Source organism: Fibrisoma montanum (assembly GCF_003583365.1).
GTDB lineage: Bacteria > Bacteroidota > Bacteroidia > Cytophagales > Spirosomataceae > Fibrisoma > Fibrisoma montanum.
In genome coordinates this window covers 339,133-354,705 of record NZ_QXED01000002.1, presented here as the reverse complement: position 1 = coordinate 354,705, position 15,573 = coordinate 339,133, and the positions used below count along the sequence as shown (strand labels likewise).

Here is a 15,573-nt window from a genome sequence, read left to right as displayed (position 1 = left end):
ATGCAAACGATAACTTTGTCAGAATATGGCCGTGTTATAAGTGAAAGTGAGTTAGGCAACCAGATACTTGAAGATATTAATGCTATGCTCATAGATAATGAGTCTATAATCATAGATTTCACTGATGTTATTTCGATGGCTACGTTTTGTTCTAAGCAAATATTTGGCCAATTATATATATCAATGACTCCTCAAGATTTTTTTAAAAGAATTACAATAAAAAACGCATCTGAAGATATGAGGATTATTGTCCGCCTTGGTATTGAAAAGGCTTTAGATGACCAATCTTAGACTAAAGAAAAAAATAATACTACTCGGTTTGCCTTCAAGGTATGGGAGTTCGAGTCTCCCCATGGTCACTTAACTGATTGAAATATACCCGATTAACTATTGTGTTGATCGGCTTTTTTGTTCTTTGGTACAACGTCAGGTACAACAACTTACTCACAACTCAAATCATGCGTCTATCAACCATCCGTCTGTGGTTGCTTTTATCGTTAGTCTTTCTTCTTACTGAATGCAAAAAAGGGACTGACCCTACCCCTACCGCCAACTTCCCTACCCGGGATGATAACCTAGCGCTAGGTAATCCTGACGGCGCCAAGGCTGAACCTTCCAGCGAATCTGCTTATCTAATCGTCAGGCCGACCTACACGCTTTCCTACAACAGAAACCGCAATCTGGCTAACTGGTGTTCATGGCATTTAAGTGCAGCCTGGAAAGGCAGTGCCAGCCGGTACGCTGGAAACTTTATAACCGATACGTCATTACCCAGCGGATGGGACCGGGCGGTGCATGGCGACTACACCAATACCGGCTTTGACCGTGGCCACCTCTGCCCCTCAGATGATCGGGATAGTACGGCCGAGGAGAACCGGTCAACGTTCTTACTGTCGAACATCGTACCGCAGGCTCCGCAGCATAACCGGCAAGCCTGGAGGTTGCTGGAGGAGTATTGCCGTAAGCTAGTCAGCGAAGGCAACGAGCTTTATATCATAGCAGGTACATCAGGCATAGGAGGTACAGGCGACAACGGAGCGGCTCGGGTTATCGGTATCAATCGTATTACGGTTCCCTCTGCCCTCTGGAAAGTGATTGTAGTGCTACCAGTAGGAACTGACGACTTAAACCGGATCAACGCTCAGACGAGGGTTATTGCCGTTTGGATGGATAACACAAACGCAGTGGGTGAACAGTCGTGGGGTACTTATCGGACTAGCGTGGATGAGGTGGAGAAGCGGACTCGGTTGGACCTGTTAAAGAACGTTCCACAAGACATAGAACTAATATTAGAGAACAATATTGATTTATTGCCTCTATAGATACCACTCTTATTACTTGTTTTTAGAAATAATATATTGTTTTTCGCTCATGTAAACCCAAATGCTGTAATCTATACTACTTCTTGAAATCCCTAATAGATCAGCTGAGAATTCGACAGTTTTCTTTATCTCACTATAATCGTTCAATCTGAGACCAGCTTGCGCTATAAAAGCTTTTACGTGTCTATCTACTGCTACACCTGGAATATTGAGTAACCCTTTTAAGTAGTCGATCGTTTTAGGACCTATCCCTTTAAGTGCTAATAATATTTCAACGTTCTCTTCTGAGGTAAGCCAAAATTTAAATTCATCTTCATTTCTTATGCCATACTTTTTTAAAAGGCTAATAACAGACATAATTCTATTTATTTTCTCAGGGTGCGTCCAATTTATTACATATCTTGGTCCGTTTTCGTCTAACAGTTTATGAAATGAAGTTGTAGTATTATACTCTGAATATTCAATTAATATTCGTTGGACTCTAGGAAAAACCACATGCTTATAATTCAAACCAGATTGCAAGATAACATCAGCCAAAAGCGCACCTATGTGATTGTAAGAAACTCTTTCCTCCCTGTCAGTGATACAAAAATTTGAAAGATTAAGAATGTAGTCTGCAAGGATTCTAGCATTTATTAAAGCTTTCATAATTGTATATTATAACGACTGTATAGCTTCTAATCTATCAACACAGTTAGGACAAGCTCCACATGGAATATCACTTGAAGCTTGACATGAAAAACTTTTTCCTATTGGAGCTTTAAGCTCAATGCCCAATTGAGCTACTTCATATTTACTCATGTATCTGAACGGCATAATAATACTAACACCACCATAATCTTCAAAAACAGTCTCCAATGAATTAAAGAATTGAGCTGAACAATCTATTTCTTGGGCATGATTACTGTTGATGAAAGCAGCATAGACGTTGTTACAATTAATACTTTGAGCGAAAGAAGCTCCGACAGTTAAAAGTAATAAGCTTCTGTAAGGCAAATAGAGGCGTTTATAATCAACTTTATCATTCCATAAATCAGGCTCTCTTATTAAAAGAGATTGACTGTATTTATATACAGCAGATACGTCAATTACTTCGATTTTCTTAGCTAATTTTCCGGGAAGAACTTGGCGTAAAGTCTCCAATTCTGTTGAAGCACAATGTTGCCCGTAATTAATAAATACTGGTAAAAAATCAATTTCATTACTTCTTAACCAGTAGGCTAACGTTGTGGAGTCTAACCCACCAGATGCTAAAAGAATACTATTGTTTAAAGCCATTATAGTCGTATTGAAAGTCTAAACACCTCGTCAATTAAATCATCCATTGAATTTGTTATAAAATTACATGACTGCGTAAGCATACAATTTTTAGCCATATTGTATGGATCAAATAGTAAAATTGGGATTTGCCAAGCACTTGCAATTCCGATCTCAACTAACGTGCCAGGGTCATTATCCGTTAATACAGCAATCACTATTTGACATTCTTTAAGAATTTTGAGGTCGTTTTCATATAATTCTTGGCGTCTTGATAGAGAGGCATCCGCTTCCATTTGGCCGTTTTCTTGAACTGGCCTTCTTGGCGAGAAGTTATGATATTTGAGGCATTCATATAAAGCATTGATAAATGCCGTGTCTTTGAAGTCAAAATCTGCTCCAGCAATATATATATTAATGGACGTTCGTAAAGACCAAGGAAGATATATACCTTTATTTTCTAAAATAAAATTTTTGTCTAATAATAAAGTCTTTTTTGTAAGTGCTTTAAAGTCATCGGGAAAAGAAGTGGTAGCATAATCAGCAGCAATCCAGGAAGCGTAAGACAGAGCCTCTGTTGAGTTGAGATTCCTTTTTGCGTTTACATAGATTACATCAAAGCAGTCTCCAACGCCTACAGAATGCGATATTTTACGAATTTGAGCGCCTATAAAATTTTCTTGACCATCCCCTTCGAAAAGTACAGCCCCTCCACGATTTTGCTTGAACAATAAATTATTACAGTGATTAGATAGTAAGTAATTATTTAAAGCTTCTACGTCAGAGTTAAAAAAACTTAAAAATAAATTTGATGAAGTTGAAATAAATAGAGTTTCAAATCTTACATTACACTTTTTTAGCGGTGAAATATTTTTAAAAGCATTAGCTATATCTGCATGGAAGCGTGCATCATAACCTTCCAGTTCTTTTACAATTTTTTCGAAGTTAAATTGTCCAGAAAATATCACTATATCAGAGCATAGTCCTCTTTGCAGGTATTTTTTCAACTCAAAGAGATTGTATCTGACATCGTACTCATCTTCAAGGATTAACTCATATCCTTGGTTTCCAACTTCTTTTGCTTCTTCGATTAAAATAATATTTGGAGCTCCTTCGACTTCACCTATACATATCACATTACTAGCTCCATGCAGTGAAGCAAACTTTTTTATTTGATTATGTAAATAAGCGGGAGCAAAATAAAGCAAATCATATTGGGCATCAACGGCCCATAAAGCTCTCGCAGCATGTAAGATACCACCTAACCTCAGCTTTTTTTCAGGTTTTAAAGTAAGGTCGACAATAATTTCGCCAACTAAACAAATATTCTCTTTCATTAATGCTAGGCGGGAGCTATATCTACAATAATTTTTGAAATCGGGCTGGATGCAGCGTTTGTTACTAATCCTTGGAAATTTAATCCCCCTTCCATACATCCGGCTAAGTAGTTATATTTTGTAGGCAAGTGCCCTATTACTACATTATCCTTGGTTGTTACAACAAGTCTTTTTTGTTTCTGAACATAGACTTCTGTCCCAGCGGAGGGTAGCTTTTGATGTCTTAAATAATAATCGCTTCGTTCTATATCTTCTAAGGCTGTAGAAAATGCTTGAGAGCATAAATCTTGACCACTTTTACCTCCTGTCTTTCCGTCGCTGCTTGAGCTACCTGGATAATCGCTAAAATTTCCGGTGCCTGTTGATCCCATGTTTTAATTGATTTATGTTTTGTGCTTTATTAATAACAATTCTTACACGGCCGGTACCCCATGCTCCTGGCTTCACTCACGCTAACTCGACGTACTCCGGATCGACACCTGGCCAAGCCGTGACACTCGTAGCTGTGGTAGGCATAAGCTGAACGACTACTACAGATGAGCACGGCAGCCGCGGCTGGCTTCTTACGAACTTGCTTACGCGGATGGTTGTACGTGCCAGGCTGTTGGCTGAATACCGACGTTACTGAGATCAGAACAACACCTATCTGTAGTGCTAATCGCTTCATGATCTTACCTAACGACGGCGATAGCCTCCACCTGAACGGTAACTGCTACTACGGCTCCGATAGCTACCGCTGCTCGAGCTTCGCTTACTGCTTATGTATGTCTTGTTGCCGTTGCGGTTGATGTAGTACCGACCTCCACGCGGTCCCGTGTGAATAGTGGCTCCGGTTGAGGGCGTATAGCCAGAACTAGGGGAACTCACTTCCTGTGAAGCAACTTGAACCGGATAATCAGTAGCAGGTTTGAAGCTGATCTTGGTTCCTTTGGGATAACGTTTTGAAGCCACCGCATAAACGTAAGGGTTATAAGCGTATACGCGATACCCCTTGTATTCCACAAGCCGCCATTCAGTTAGTTCTATTGGTTTGCCTGTACAACTGATTGTATCACCTGGCATCAAGTCATCTAATTGTCGGCTGTCAGTGGATGCTTCTTCAAACAAGGGCGAGGAGATCGAGACTACATAATTATATTGGACAAGGTCTTCGTCATTACTTTGCTCAATGCTTTTTTCTTTGCTGTGTTGAATGCGTTGAGTGCAATTGGTAAGGAACAGCAACAAAAAGAAGCTGAGGACCATATACAGCTTTTTCATACCTATAAAGAGGTTGGCTTTAAGTTAATTGATAGGATGGGACGTCAGACAAATAACTAGTAATGCGGTTAGCTAACTGCTCATTATCAAAGCCGCTGATCTCAAATTCGCCAGTCAGTACGCTATACTGATACTTCAAGATCTGGCCTTGTAGGTCGGGGGCGAAAGGATACAGCTCACTATAAAGCCACTTTCGAAACTGCTGCTCTTTCAGCAGGAAATACGGCTGCTGATCGGGTGCTACATCAACGCCTGTATAGTCGTACTGCCCAAGAAGAATTGATCCTAATGGATGCTCGTCCAATTTTCTCCGTAAGAGATTGGTTCGGATCTGGTAGTAAGCAAAGCGGCTCCATTCAAAGCCTTTGGCCAGAAGCCAAGCCGAAGCCAGCAACGCATAGTAAGCCGCAGTTATAAGCCCAATAACGGCCAGCACCATTAGCCAGGCCAGAAGAGCATAGCCGGCGTTCTTGCCCCGACCAAAATTCATTCGGTAGCTTAAGCCTGGAACGCCAGTTCGGAAACTAATCCCTCGGCTACTGATGCTACCCCACGATGTACGTTGGCTAAACGAGACTCCTGACTTACTGAAGTTGACGCTGGTCCCCCCTCCCAGGCTAACGCGTCGACGATACGAAAATCCCATTGGTTAGCAGGTGCAGCCAGTGCCAACTTTCCAATAACAAGACAAATGCGAACCGCACTGAGATTTGTTGTACTTCGAACAACCACATCGGTTGGTTTTACTGCTTGAAGGAGACGGGTCACCACCACCGACACAACTGAGCAGGGTGAATAAAGCCAAGATGCAAAACTTGCTTTTCATAATGTGGACTGGTTACGCAGGTTTATAGGATATAGTACTAAAAGGTAAGTGAGTGGCCAGCGATTTATATTGGCATATCTACGCTGCTAATACTTGGTACAAATTTGAGAAATAGTAGTGTATAGACGCTTACAGTTTTGGGACAGTCTCTTATAATTTTGGGACATACTCTGTGTAATAGGTTACAAATTGAGTGAACGGTAGAGGCAAAACTTGTTACTAACTGGCTGTATTTAAAGTTTAGAAGAGTTTTGTATACACTTCTCTGATCAAATTGATAACTGATTAGAAGGCCGTACAATAATTTATCGGTTTATATTTATTTGATCATTTATACTCAGAATTCTGGAGATTGAAAACTACAGGCGTAACCCTCTGGAGTTAGTAATCCGCTCATAGACAAAGTAATAATCGCTACTTTCGTATAAGTAATTTTAGAATAATAATTATATATATAATACAACATAACATTTACATAATAATATAAAATACTCTAAATAGGTAATAAACTGTATAAGTTTAAGGGATTATTTAACTCTTAATCAACTTAAACTAAATGAAAACGTCTTACTGTTACATCTTTCTTTTATTGGCAGGGTTATCAGCCTGTAATGACGACCGAGAGGCAGCTAGTCCCCGAACAACTCCCAAACCTGTTCTAGATGATCCTACCGCCTGGGAGGTCTACAATCCAGAGGACCCTGGCGTTGCCGTTCAATTGAACTTAGGGAAAGAAAACGTCAGTTTTATCAAGAAAGGCGACGAGTACACCATTGGGGACATGCGCTTTTCTGCCAAGCAAATGGAGGCTTACAAGCAGAGTGTGCTTAAGCTGAAAGGAGCCAGAACCGGTTTAGTTAATAGTGCTCAGTTATGGCCTGGGGGTGTAGTATACTATACGATTAACCCCAACCTTACTGATCAAGGCAGGGTGACAGATGCCATTAACCACTGGCAAGGGGTGACCGGGATTCGGTTTGTACAACGCACAAACCAACCTGATTACGTTGAGTTCGTCCCTGGTAACGGCTGTTCCTCGGCTGTGGGCCGACGGGGCGGGCAACAGACAATTACGTTAGCGCCCGGATGCTCTACTGGCAACACCATTCATGAGATAGGGCATGCCTTGGGCCTGTTTCACGAACATCAGCGAGCAGATCGAGACAACTTTGTAATTGTCAACATCAACAACTCGCTTAACCCAGCGGCTGCCCCTGTTAACTACAATAGATACCCAGATTTGGGCTTTGCTGGCTTCGAATTTGGTGATCTGGACTTTGGCTCCGTTATGATGTATGCCTCTTTTGAGCCCGGCGGCACTCAACCGGTTATTACGCGCCTGGATGGATCTACTTTTGGCGTACAACGCAACGGTCTATCCGGAGGAGACATCGAAACTATAAATCGAATGTATTTTGGCCCCAGAGTACGGCCTTTTTACAACGTCATTGAAAGCTATACGGATCCGTCAGGCACTCAGCGAATAACTTACGATGTTTACTTCCAAGTTTTTGCTGATGATGCCTGTACAATCCCACTGTCATTACCAAACCAGTTACCTATTCAATACCGGAAACATGATCGGTATGGTGGTATAAATAACAATACCCTTACCATCCCGGGCGGTACACAATCAATCTTGGTTGATCGTATTTACGGAGCCTGCCAATACAATTCTTATGGCGAAGTTGTCGGTGAGTGCTATCAAGAGGCAATTACGTTAATCGATGCCTTAGACTACGTGCCTCGATAAAAAGTCTTTACGGTTTATTAAAAAGGATCGTGCTTAACGAACGAGCACGATCCTTTTTGATGTAAACTGTATCAAGTTGATTAGTACTCAATCTCAACTACTAGACAACCTTTCGGAGCCATGCCACCGGTTGGTACGCCCAAGGACCGGGCTACTTCCAGAGCCATCTGATCAATGCCAGTCTGACCGCCGGAGATGATCCGTTCAAGTTAATACGCCCTCATAGATACAAGCTATCAAAGGGTAAGTATTTCAATTGTAAGCATTTAAAGAACTTCTTACATTCTTCAAGGATCATGCATCCAAGTGTTGGCATTGCCCGTAAATGCACTCTTTACCTAAATATGGCTAAAGGAAAGATAGATCACTTAATCACTCATCGACTGTTTACCTGGCCAGTACATGATACCACCTCTGACCGACGAAGCCCTCATCGAGCAGCACTTACCCACTAATCCTTCGGCGTGTTTTGACGAACTCTATAGCCGCTACGTCAACAAAGTCTACCACCGCTGCCTGACTTTTACCAAAGACGGCGAGCAGGCCCAGGACTTTACCCACGACATCTTTCTGAAAGTCTTTGCCAAGCTAAGCTCGTTTCAGGGAAACTCCCGTTTTTCCACCTGGCTCTACTCGGTGACCTACAACTACTGCGCCGATCAGCACCAGCGAGGCAAGCGCATCAGCACGCAGGCCTTTGAGGGCGACCAACACGATTGCATCGATGAGAACGAACAAGCTGGGACGGAAGAACGTATACAGCAGCTAAAGGGTGTTGTCAATGGCTTACCGGCGGCTGAGCGGACGCTGCTGCGGCTCCGGTACGAAGAGGAGCTAAGTATTGAAGCCATTGCCCAGCAATTAGGCATCAGAGCATCGGCCGTCAAGATGCGCCTGAAGCGGACGCGTGATAAGATTCATAGCCGCTACCAGCAACTAGCGGGTTAATTATCTACCTTGAGGGCAGCACAACCCTGAACGTACCAACTGAAAAACAAAAGCCCGTTCATTAAAACGGGCTTTCTTCGATCACATCTGACTTTTACTTACGCTGAAGGAGTTGTTGAACCAGCTTCTTGAGTTCGTCAATTTCGGCTTGTTGCCGCTGCAACATCTGCTGCTGCTTATCATTTAAACGCTGCTGAGTCTGGTTACCCTTTTCCAGCTGAATCGAGTACAGCGTTAGTTCCTCAATCTTCTCCAGGAGCTTGGCATCCATCTTACCCACGTCAACCCCGTTCTTAACGACCTCATCGGCTGAGGGTACACCCGGCAGATGTTGATGGGTGTTAATGTACTGCTCCACCTCAGCTAGTGGCGTCAACGAGTAGGTTGGGGCAAAAACTTTATCTGACCAGTCGGCCGAGTTCTTGATGGCTACTTTGACCTTCTCAGTCAGGATCCCATCGGCCACGTACAAACGGTAGCCGGCCGGAGTTTTACCTACATTCTGGCCAATGACTACCGCGTTGTCCGCTGAGCTGGTCAGGAAACGCCCGTTGCGCTGCCACAGGCTTTCGGTGGCCGCTTCCCGCCCTCCGCTGGTGGTGCTGGCCAGGATAACGTTACCCGAGCCGTCGACGGTCAGGAACTTGGTCTGGTTGGTCAGGCTAGCCGGTGAAGCGCTGGTCAGGTTTTCCAGTCGCACACCTGATTGGTTAGCGGCGCCCGTCGTCACATGAAGCCGAGCGGTAGGGGCTGAGTTGCCGATACCCACGTTAGCCCCATTGCCCAGCACAACGGCATTGCTGACGTTAACACGGGCGTTGTTACCGATGGCCGTCGCATTGCTTAGCCCATTGGCTCCGGCATCGGCCCGGAAGCCTAAAAAGGTGTTGTTGATACCCGCTACGTTGGCCCGACCCGCTTCAAAACCTATGGCTAGGTTGTTGGAGCCATTGACGTTGACACCATTACCAGCATTGGCACCAATGTAAATGTTGAAACCACCGGTGATGTTGCCGCCCCCAGCGTTATCGCCCAGGAAGTAATTGCCCGTACCACTGGTATTGGCTGCTCCGGAGTTGGTGCCAAAGAAGTAGTTGGAGGAGCCGGTGTTGTTGTTCAAGCCGGCCTGTACGCCCAGGAACGAATTAAACTGACCTGTAGTGTTATTCTCTCCAGCCCGGTAGCCGACAAACAGGTTGGCGGTTGCCGTGTTGCGGAAACCTGTCTGAAAGCCAATAAATGTGTTCTGGCTACCGCTAACATTTGCATAACCAGCTTTAGAGCCAACAAAGACGTTACTCGAAACTGTGTTACTGTACCCTGCTGAATCACCCACCGCTACATTGAGGTTGCCGGTTACTCCGTTCGATCCTGCTCCGATACCTATGTAGGCGTTGCCATATCCGGTGGTATTACTGATGCCTGCATCGACACCAATAAACGTATTGTTCTGTCCCGTCGTATTAGAGGCACCGGCTTGGTAACCCACTAGTGTATTATTGTTTCCGGATGTATTTGAAAATCCACTTATACCCCCTAAAAAGGTATTTTGCCTGCCGGCTGTGTTATTTGAGCCGGCATTTTGGCCCAGAAACACATTAAAGATTCCATTTATGTTGCTTCGTCCGGCATTGCCCCCAATGAAAGCATTAGACCCGCCGGTTGTATTCGAAGAGCCAGCCTGATTGCCAAAGAACACATTGCTATTCCCTGACGTATTTGCGAAGCCAGCCTGATTGCCAAAAAATGAATTGTTATTACCATTGTTGTTTTGACCTGCCTGGCTGCCAACAAAAGTATTTCCATTACCCGAAGCAGTCGAATAACCTGCTGAACTGCCCACGAACACATTGTTACTTCCTGTCGTGTTGGAGTAGCCAGACTGACGGCCAACAAACGTGTTAAAAAAACTTTGTGTCTGTGAATAGCCCGATTGATAACCCACGAGCGTGTTGCCGTCACCATTTGGGGCACCGTTACTGGCCTGTACGCCTACTAATGTGTTCTGTAGCCCCGGGCTTTCTACATTGCCGGTAGCGGCTACATAATTCGTCTGAGCCCGAGCGTTGTGCTGGGCAAACAGAAGCAATAACAGGAAGGTGAAGTAAAGCTGTTTTTTCATGGTTATAGTAAACGAGGGTTGTCTTTCGAAAATTACAAGTAAGCAATGAATATTTACAAGTATTATCATTAGACACTACCAACCAAGCTGAAACAAAAATGGCCTGATGCATACCACCAGGCCATTGAGTATCCCACCGTACATCCGTTATGAACCGGATGTCGCTGGGCAAAGATATTTTCCTCACGCAACCAGCGTATTAACCTTAGATTAAATTGGGCTGGGCTTCATAGTCTCTTTATATACTCTTACCTCCGCTTGTGTAAAACAGAAGCGTTTACTCAACTTCAGCTTGTTGCAGGTAGGCCTTATGAGTACATTACCTACTCGCTATACCCGCTTGTATATGGTAAAAATTGTACTTATCAGTCTATCCGCCGTCTTACAACTGCTCGCCTGCGGACTGTTTGTTCATGAAGCCAAAACGACTACGCAGGGGTGGCGACACCGCATCCAGTACGGCCTGGCGGCTCTTGTGTTTTTAGCTATGGGTCTGATGCTGATCTGGTTCTTGCTGGTCGAACCGTTAACAGAATTGGCCGCTTAGTAAATATGGAAAGACTATAACCGCCATAAACCTCATATATAGCGGCTTAGAGAGCGTTTGGGCAGCTGTAGAGGAGGTTTTCATTTGTCTTCTGTGTATCATTGTGACGTTATCAATTTTAACAATCTATCCACATGCTTACTAAAATTACTGCTTGTCCGCGGTCTATATGGGCCGCGCCCCTTCTGTTTGTTGTGCTCTTCGCCACCTCCTGCAAGAAAAAAGCCGACGACGATCCGACGAAGGGTTTTACGACCAAGATTCAGAACATCATTCCACAAACGGTCATTGAGGATCTACGCTCAAAAGGCATGACCATCAACGAAGGCAAGGTTCCTCCCAAGCTTTTAACAAACAGTGCTTACCAGGCATCTCCCTTTGAGATGCTGAGCCCTTATGGACCTGAAGATCCATGGCAGAAAGGCAAGATCATCAATGACTACAAGTATCAGTTTTACGACCAAACTGACGCTGGTGACATCAAATATGACTTTACCAACAACGGCAGCGACAAGGGGAACGGAAAAGGGGCGTTCATCGCTGGCAACGCCAATAAGTTCACCATTTTCTCACAAGATGAAGGCGTATCCAACAGCATTCCTTATAAAACGTTGGCAGTGCTATCGGGTGAGTTAACCGCTACGGGGATCAAGGACTTTCAGTATGCGTTTGTGATGAAAGAAAAAACAGGTGACAATGACAATAAGACCTTGATTGCCGTAGGTAAGTCACGAGTCTGGATCGACAAAGATCAACTAGCTACGTTGACAACCCGCTTTCGGTTAGCTGCCCAGCTTTCTGATGGCGCTTCTGCCAAATCCAGCCGGTAGCCAGGCTTGTTTTTAGCCCCTATTAACAAAACACCCCGTGAGATACACGGGGTGTTTTGTTAATACGAAGCGTGATAAGCGTAAATGGTGCCAAATGGCGAAAAATAGCAACAGGCTTCGCTGACTAGAAAATCTGCTTATACCGGCCCACTAACAAAAAAGCCTGACCTTAACAAAGCCAGGCTTTTATAAACCTATCCACACCAACAAGCTGTAACCAGCTATGTGGTGACTAGACAAACTTACGCTTTTTCCACCAAAGGCCTAAGTGCTCAGGCATCTACCGAATGGGGCCCTTCGTGGACGGCCGGGGCCTCATTGGTCTTCAGTATGCTATACATCTGGGCAATCAACACTTGGGCCGCCGTCGCAATCTTTTCGCTGCTGCCCGCAGCAACGTCCTGGGTGCATTGCTGACGGTATCTGACGTTAGTATCAGTTAAGTCAATCTCGATCTTTATTTTCATAAACCTACTGCTTGAGAATGTCGACTTCAAGCTACAATTATATTGAAGTAAGGGCTTTAAAATCAACTGAGAGGTAGTGCCTTGACTGGTATACGGAAGCGTTAACGAGTAGCTGTCAGCCAACAAAAATGACCCAACGTATTACGTCAGGTCATTGAGAAGTACACCGTACATTCATTATGAGTGAATGTTGATGCAAAGCTATCTCGCCAACCGAACTAGGGCATTAAGCATGGGTTAAAGTTGCCGACTGTCTCATGCCTGAATATCGGGGAACAGACTAAGCCAGCGCTGCCATTCCTGCCAGCGGACGCGGTGAGACCCGTCGCTGATACCATCAATGATTTTAGCTTTTCAATGCGTCCCGTTCCCGGCACGCGCCGACCTTCATTTATCCAGCTCCGGACCACATTTTGCGAAAAGCCGCTTCGTTCGACAATAGCCTGAACGCTCAGTATATCCGGATGCTGCTGAGATGCTATTGCTTTGAAGTGCTCCAGTTCAGTGGCAAGGGGTTGTTTTAGCAGTTAAGTTAGCTGAGCCGGTGTCAGTAAAATATATTCTTGTGTCATTGGATAGATGATTTAGGATTTACAGTTGCTGGTTTGTACGCAGAAATAACTTGGCTATCAGGATCTGTGGACTGCAACCTCATGGCGTGCAACTTTACTAAACCAACATCTCAGGCTTGAATATCGGGGAACAGCGAGAGCCACCGTCGCCATTCTTCCCAACGAATACGGTAAGGACCGTCGCTTATGCCGTCCATCACTTTGAGCTTCTCAACCCGGCCGGTACCCGGTACACGTTTACCCTGAAGAATCCAGCCGCGAACGGTATCGGACGAAAAGCCACTCCGTTCAACGATAGCTTGAATATTCAGCACGTCCGGATGAGGAACCGCCATTGCTTTAAAAGCGTCTAACTCAGCCACGATTGTTTGCTTAAGCAGTTTAGATAGTTGAGCGGGTGTAAGCAGGATGTACTCTTGTGTCATAATTTGGTTTATGGTGTAAAAACCGGATCGGGTTCAAAGACCAGCGTGCCCTGTTGATCGGCTTCAATGCGGTCGTGCGTATAGCTGCGGTTATCGATCCGCCTGGGAATGCCATCGGGGTAGGCCGGGCAGGTCAACGTCTTTCCTTTCGGTTCCGAGTGTACGCAGACCAGACAACATGATGCCGAAAACGGAATGCGAACCTCAGGGTTTGTTTTCACGGAAGTTTTAAAATTAATATATACCTCTGTTTTTGGTATCGATTAACTTAAGTTTGGTTGCTCAGAGTTGAACCGAGTGAATTTGCAGAACTACAGCGATAGCTGAGCCACAGTATTAAGTCGTCGTTAAAGTTGTTACCAGCCAGTTAGTAGCTCAAGCCTGAATGTCAGGGAAGAGAGCTAACCATCGTCGCCATTCTTCCCATCGAATGCGGTAAGGGCCATCCGTAATGCCGTCCATGATACGGAGCTTTTCGACACGGTTCGTGCCGGGAATCCGGCGACCTTCGTTAATCCAGCTACGGACGACATTGGGTGAAAAACCAGACCGCTCAACAATAGCCGGTACGGTCAGTATATCTGGATGAGGGTCAATACGGGATTTGATGTCAGCCATATCCTTTTGAAGCTGGGTAAAACTGCGAACCAGTTCAGGCAACTGAGCAAAAGCGGTGAGTAGATCCATGATTAGACGGTTTGAACTACGTTAATGCAAAACTGGCCGCTATCGTCCGTGCCTTGATCTAAGCGAATACGTAGGCCTTCGGCCTTAGCCTGTCGGACGGCATCGGCCAGGTTGACGGCGTTGTCACGAATACAGTCAAGCAGTTCAGCCCGGCGTTGGGCCGTGACAGTGGGGTGTTCAGGGGTAGATGGCATAAGGTCTATTGGGGTTTTATATAGTGCTGACACACGTCCGTAAGTGTGTATCAGCACTATTGTTGTTTAGTAATATGCACTGCGTATCAAAGCACATCAGCCAACCGGCTCCGGGTTGGCTATACTAGCTGCCGGATTCATTGTCTTTCTTTTGATTTGGAATTTGATCCTTTAAAGCAATTTCCCGCGCCAGCATCATCTTCTCACCGATGCCCACCAGAAAAACCGCCAGCCTACCAAGAGAGAATACAACCTCAACTGTGTTGGTGGAGATGGTGTATTGCTTATTTTTATCGTGATCCTCAGCAATACCAGTAAAGGATTCAAGATAACACTGTTGAGCAGTCAACACGTTATCAAGCGTGCTTTGCAAAGACTCAAAGTTGAGGTAACCACCTACATCATTTACAATGTCATCGTGTAGGTCCGCAATGGAACGTGATACGGGGCGGGTCGAACGGTCAACGGGCCTGTTAGACGGTTCGGTGGTGGTTGCGCTGTGCGCTGGATTGTTGTAATTTTGCTCTGTGTTCATTTGAACTATGCGTTTAAGTGTGACACATGCCCCAATGCTGATTCCGCCAAGAATGTAAAGCGTTGGGGTTTTTTGTTGTCGCTTGACTCTGTAAAGATAATAAAACCCAATATATATGTTGGGTTAAGGAGAAAAAAATTTCAGTATCCTTTTACTAGCTCCTCTACCGTCACTCCAACAGCTTTCGCTATTTTACATAAAGTATCTAATGTAAAATTCTGCCCTTGCTCATATCTATACACAGCCGCTTCTGACACCCCTAAAGCGCTCGCCAGCTCTTTTTGTGTCAACCCCTTCATTTCCCGTGCTTGTCTAATTCGTTGGCCTACCTGCTTGGCAATCTCTGACATATCCTCTGATGGTTGAACCATGGGCAATATACGTTTTACTTTGGTGAATTACGCTTAACAGTCATATTAGTTTTAACCTACAAACTTACCAGCTCTACACGTACGCTTTGATACTCAGTGAGCCAACGGTAAAGGCTGGCC

General features: G+C 44.7%; 20 protein-coding genes. 6 read left to right on the top strand and 14 right to left on the bottom strand.

Going from position 1 to position 15,573, the window contains the following annotated elements:
* Together DYU11_RS07330 and DYU11_RS07325 are read left to right on the top strand one after the other, a co-directional pair.
* The gene (locus DYU11_RS07330) at window positions 1–291 is read left to right on the top strand and encodes an STAS-like domain-containing protein (RefSeq protein WP_119667007.1); all 291 of its coding nucleotides are present in this window, start codon (window positions 1–3) and stop codon (window positions 289–291) included.
* Window positions 292–368: 77 nt separating this feature from the next.
* Entirely contained in the window at window positions 369–1,322 is a 954-nt protein-coding gene (locus DYU11_RS07325; protein ID WP_229365726.1) for a DNA/RNA non-specific endonuclease, read from the top strand.
* Between the two features lie 12 nt (window positions 1,323–1,334).
* On the opposite strand, the gene DYU11_RS07320 is transcribed toward DYU11_RS07325, so the two are convergent.
* From DYU11_RS07320 to DYU11_RS07300, 6 genes are all read right to left on the bottom strand, one after another.
* Window positions 1,335–1,970: an HhH-GDP family DNA glycosylase gene (locus DYU11_RS07320; protein WP_119667006.1), complete on the bottom strand. Its 636-nt coding sequence runs from the start codon at window positions 1,968–1,970 to the stop codon at window positions 1,335–1,337.
* Window positions 1,971–1,979: 9 nt separating this feature from the next.
* A complete protein-coding gene (locus DYU11_RS07315) occupies window positions 1,980–2,600 on the bottom strand; it encodes a 7-cyano-7-deazaguanine synthase (protein WP_119667005.1) in 621 nt (206 codons plus the stop codon).
* Complete coding sequence (locus tag DYU11_RS07310; protein WP_158600233.1) at window positions 2,600–3,916, bottom strand: nucleoside 2-deoxyribosyltransferase; 1,317 nt, start codon at window positions 3,914–3,916, stop codon at window positions 2,600–2,602. The genes DYU11_RS07315 and DYU11_RS07310 overlap by 1 nt, the downstream gene beginning before the upstream one ends.
* A gap of 5 nt (window positions 3,917–3,921) precedes the next feature.
* Window positions 3,922–4,287, bottom strand: a complete 366-nt coding sequence (locus tag DYU11_RS32955; RefSeq protein WP_147367899.1) for a hypothetical protein — start codon at window positions 4,285–4,287, stop codon at window positions 3,922–3,924.
* 304 nt (window positions 4,288–4,591) lie between these two features.
* Window positions 4,592–5,176, bottom strand: a complete 585-nt coding sequence (locus DYU11_RS07305; RefSeq protein ID WP_119667003.1) for a hypothetical protein — start codon at window positions 5,174–5,176, stop codon at window positions 4,592–4,594.
* A 19-nt stretch (window positions 5,177–5,195) separates the two neighbouring features.
* Window positions 5,196–5,666 (bottom strand): hypothetical protein, encoded by a 471-nt coding sequence (locus DYU11_RS07300; protein WP_119667002.1) that lies wholly within the window; start codon window positions 5,664–5,666, stop codon window positions 5,196–5,198.
* A gap of 892 nt (window positions 5,667–6,558) precedes the next feature.
* On the opposite strand from DYU11_RS07300, the gene DYU11_RS07295 reads away from it, so the two are divergent.
* Window positions 6,559–7,755, top strand: a complete 1,197-nt coding sequence (locus DYU11_RS07295) for a M12 family metallopeptidase (RefSeq protein WP_199736686.1) — start codon at window positions 6,559–6,561, stop codon at window positions 7,753–7,755.
* An 80-nt stretch (window positions 7,756–7,835) separates the two neighbouring features.
* On the opposite strand, the gene DYU11_RS33935 is transcribed toward DYU11_RS07295, so the two are convergent.
* Complete coding sequence (locus tag DYU11_RS33935; protein ID WP_374755987.1) at window positions 7,836–7,952, bottom strand: YpsA SLOG family protein; 117 nt, start codon at window positions 7,950–7,952, stop codon at window positions 7,836–7,838.
* A gap of 205 nt (window positions 7,953–8,157) precedes the next feature.
* On the opposite strand from DYU11_RS33935, the gene DYU11_RS07285 reads away from it, so the two are divergent.
* Window positions 8,158–8,703, top strand: coding sequence for an RNA polymerase sigma factor (locus DYU11_RS07285; protein ID WP_119667000.1), 546 nt, complete (start codon window positions 8,158–8,160; stop codon window positions 8,701–8,703).
* 94 nt (window positions 8,704–8,797) lie between these two features.
* On the opposite strand, the gene DYU11_RS07280 is transcribed toward DYU11_RS07285, so the two are convergent.
* On the bottom strand, window positions 8,798–10,825 hold the full coding sequence (locus DYU11_RS07280) for an autotransporter outer membrane beta-barrel domain-containing protein (RefSeq protein ID WP_229365725.1): 2,028 nt from the start codon (window positions 10,823–10,825) through the stop codon (window positions 8,798–8,800).
* Between the two features lie 346 nt (window positions 10,826–11,171).
* On the opposite strand from DYU11_RS07280, the gene DYU11_RS07275 reads away from it, so the two are divergent.
* A complete protein-coding gene (locus tag DYU11_RS07275) occupies window positions 11,172–11,372 on the top strand; it encodes a hypothetical protein (protein ID WP_119666999.1) in 201 nt (66 codons plus the stop codon).
* Window positions 11,373–11,506: 134 nt separating this feature from the next.
* A complete protein-coding gene (locus DYU11_RS33600; protein WP_119666998.1) occupies window positions 11,507–12,202 on the top strand; it encodes a hypothetical protein in 696 nt (231 codons plus the stop codon).
* 1,149 nt (window positions 12,203–13,351) lie between these two features.
* On the opposite strand, the gene DYU11_RS07260 is transcribed toward DYU11_RS33600, so the two are convergent.
* The 6 genes from DYU11_RS07260 to DYU11_RS07240 all read right to left on the bottom strand — a co-directional run bounded on the left by DYU11_RS07260 (window position 13,352) and on the right by DYU11_RS07240 (window position 15,453).
* Window positions 13,352–13,666, bottom strand: coding sequence for a hypothetical protein (locus tag DYU11_RS07260; protein WP_119666996.1), 315 nt, complete (start codon window positions 13,664–13,666; stop codon window positions 13,352–13,354).
* An 8-nt stretch (window positions 13,667–13,674) separates the two neighbouring features.
* A complete protein-coding gene (locus DYU11_RS32950) occupies window positions 13,675–13,887 on the bottom strand; it encodes a hypothetical protein (protein ID WP_147367898.1) in 213 nt (70 codons plus the stop codon).
* A gap of 154 nt (window positions 13,888–14,041) precedes the next feature.
* Window positions 14,042–14,353 (bottom strand): hypothetical protein, encoded by a 312-nt coding sequence (locus DYU11_RS07255; protein WP_119666995.1) that lies wholly within the window; start codon window positions 14,351–14,353, stop codon window positions 14,042–14,044.
* Window positions 14,354–14,355: 2 nt separating this feature from the next.
* Window positions 14,356–14,547: a hypothetical protein gene (locus DYU11_RS07250; protein ID WP_119666994.1), complete on the bottom strand. Its 192-nt coding sequence runs from the start codon at window positions 14,545–14,547 to the stop codon at window positions 14,356–14,358.
* 124 nt (window positions 14,548–14,671) lie between these two features.
* On the bottom strand, window positions 14,672–15,082 hold the full coding sequence (locus tag DYU11_RS07245; RefSeq protein WP_119666993.1) for a hypothetical protein: 411 nt from the start codon (window positions 15,080–15,082) through the stop codon (window positions 14,672–14,674).
* 140 nt (window positions 15,083–15,222) lie between these two features.
* A complete protein-coding gene (locus DYU11_RS07240) occupies window positions 15,223–15,453 on the bottom strand; it encodes a helix-turn-helix domain-containing protein (protein ID WP_229365724.1) in 231 nt (76 codons plus the stop codon).
* Window positions 15,454–15,573 lie beyond the last annotated feature (120 nt).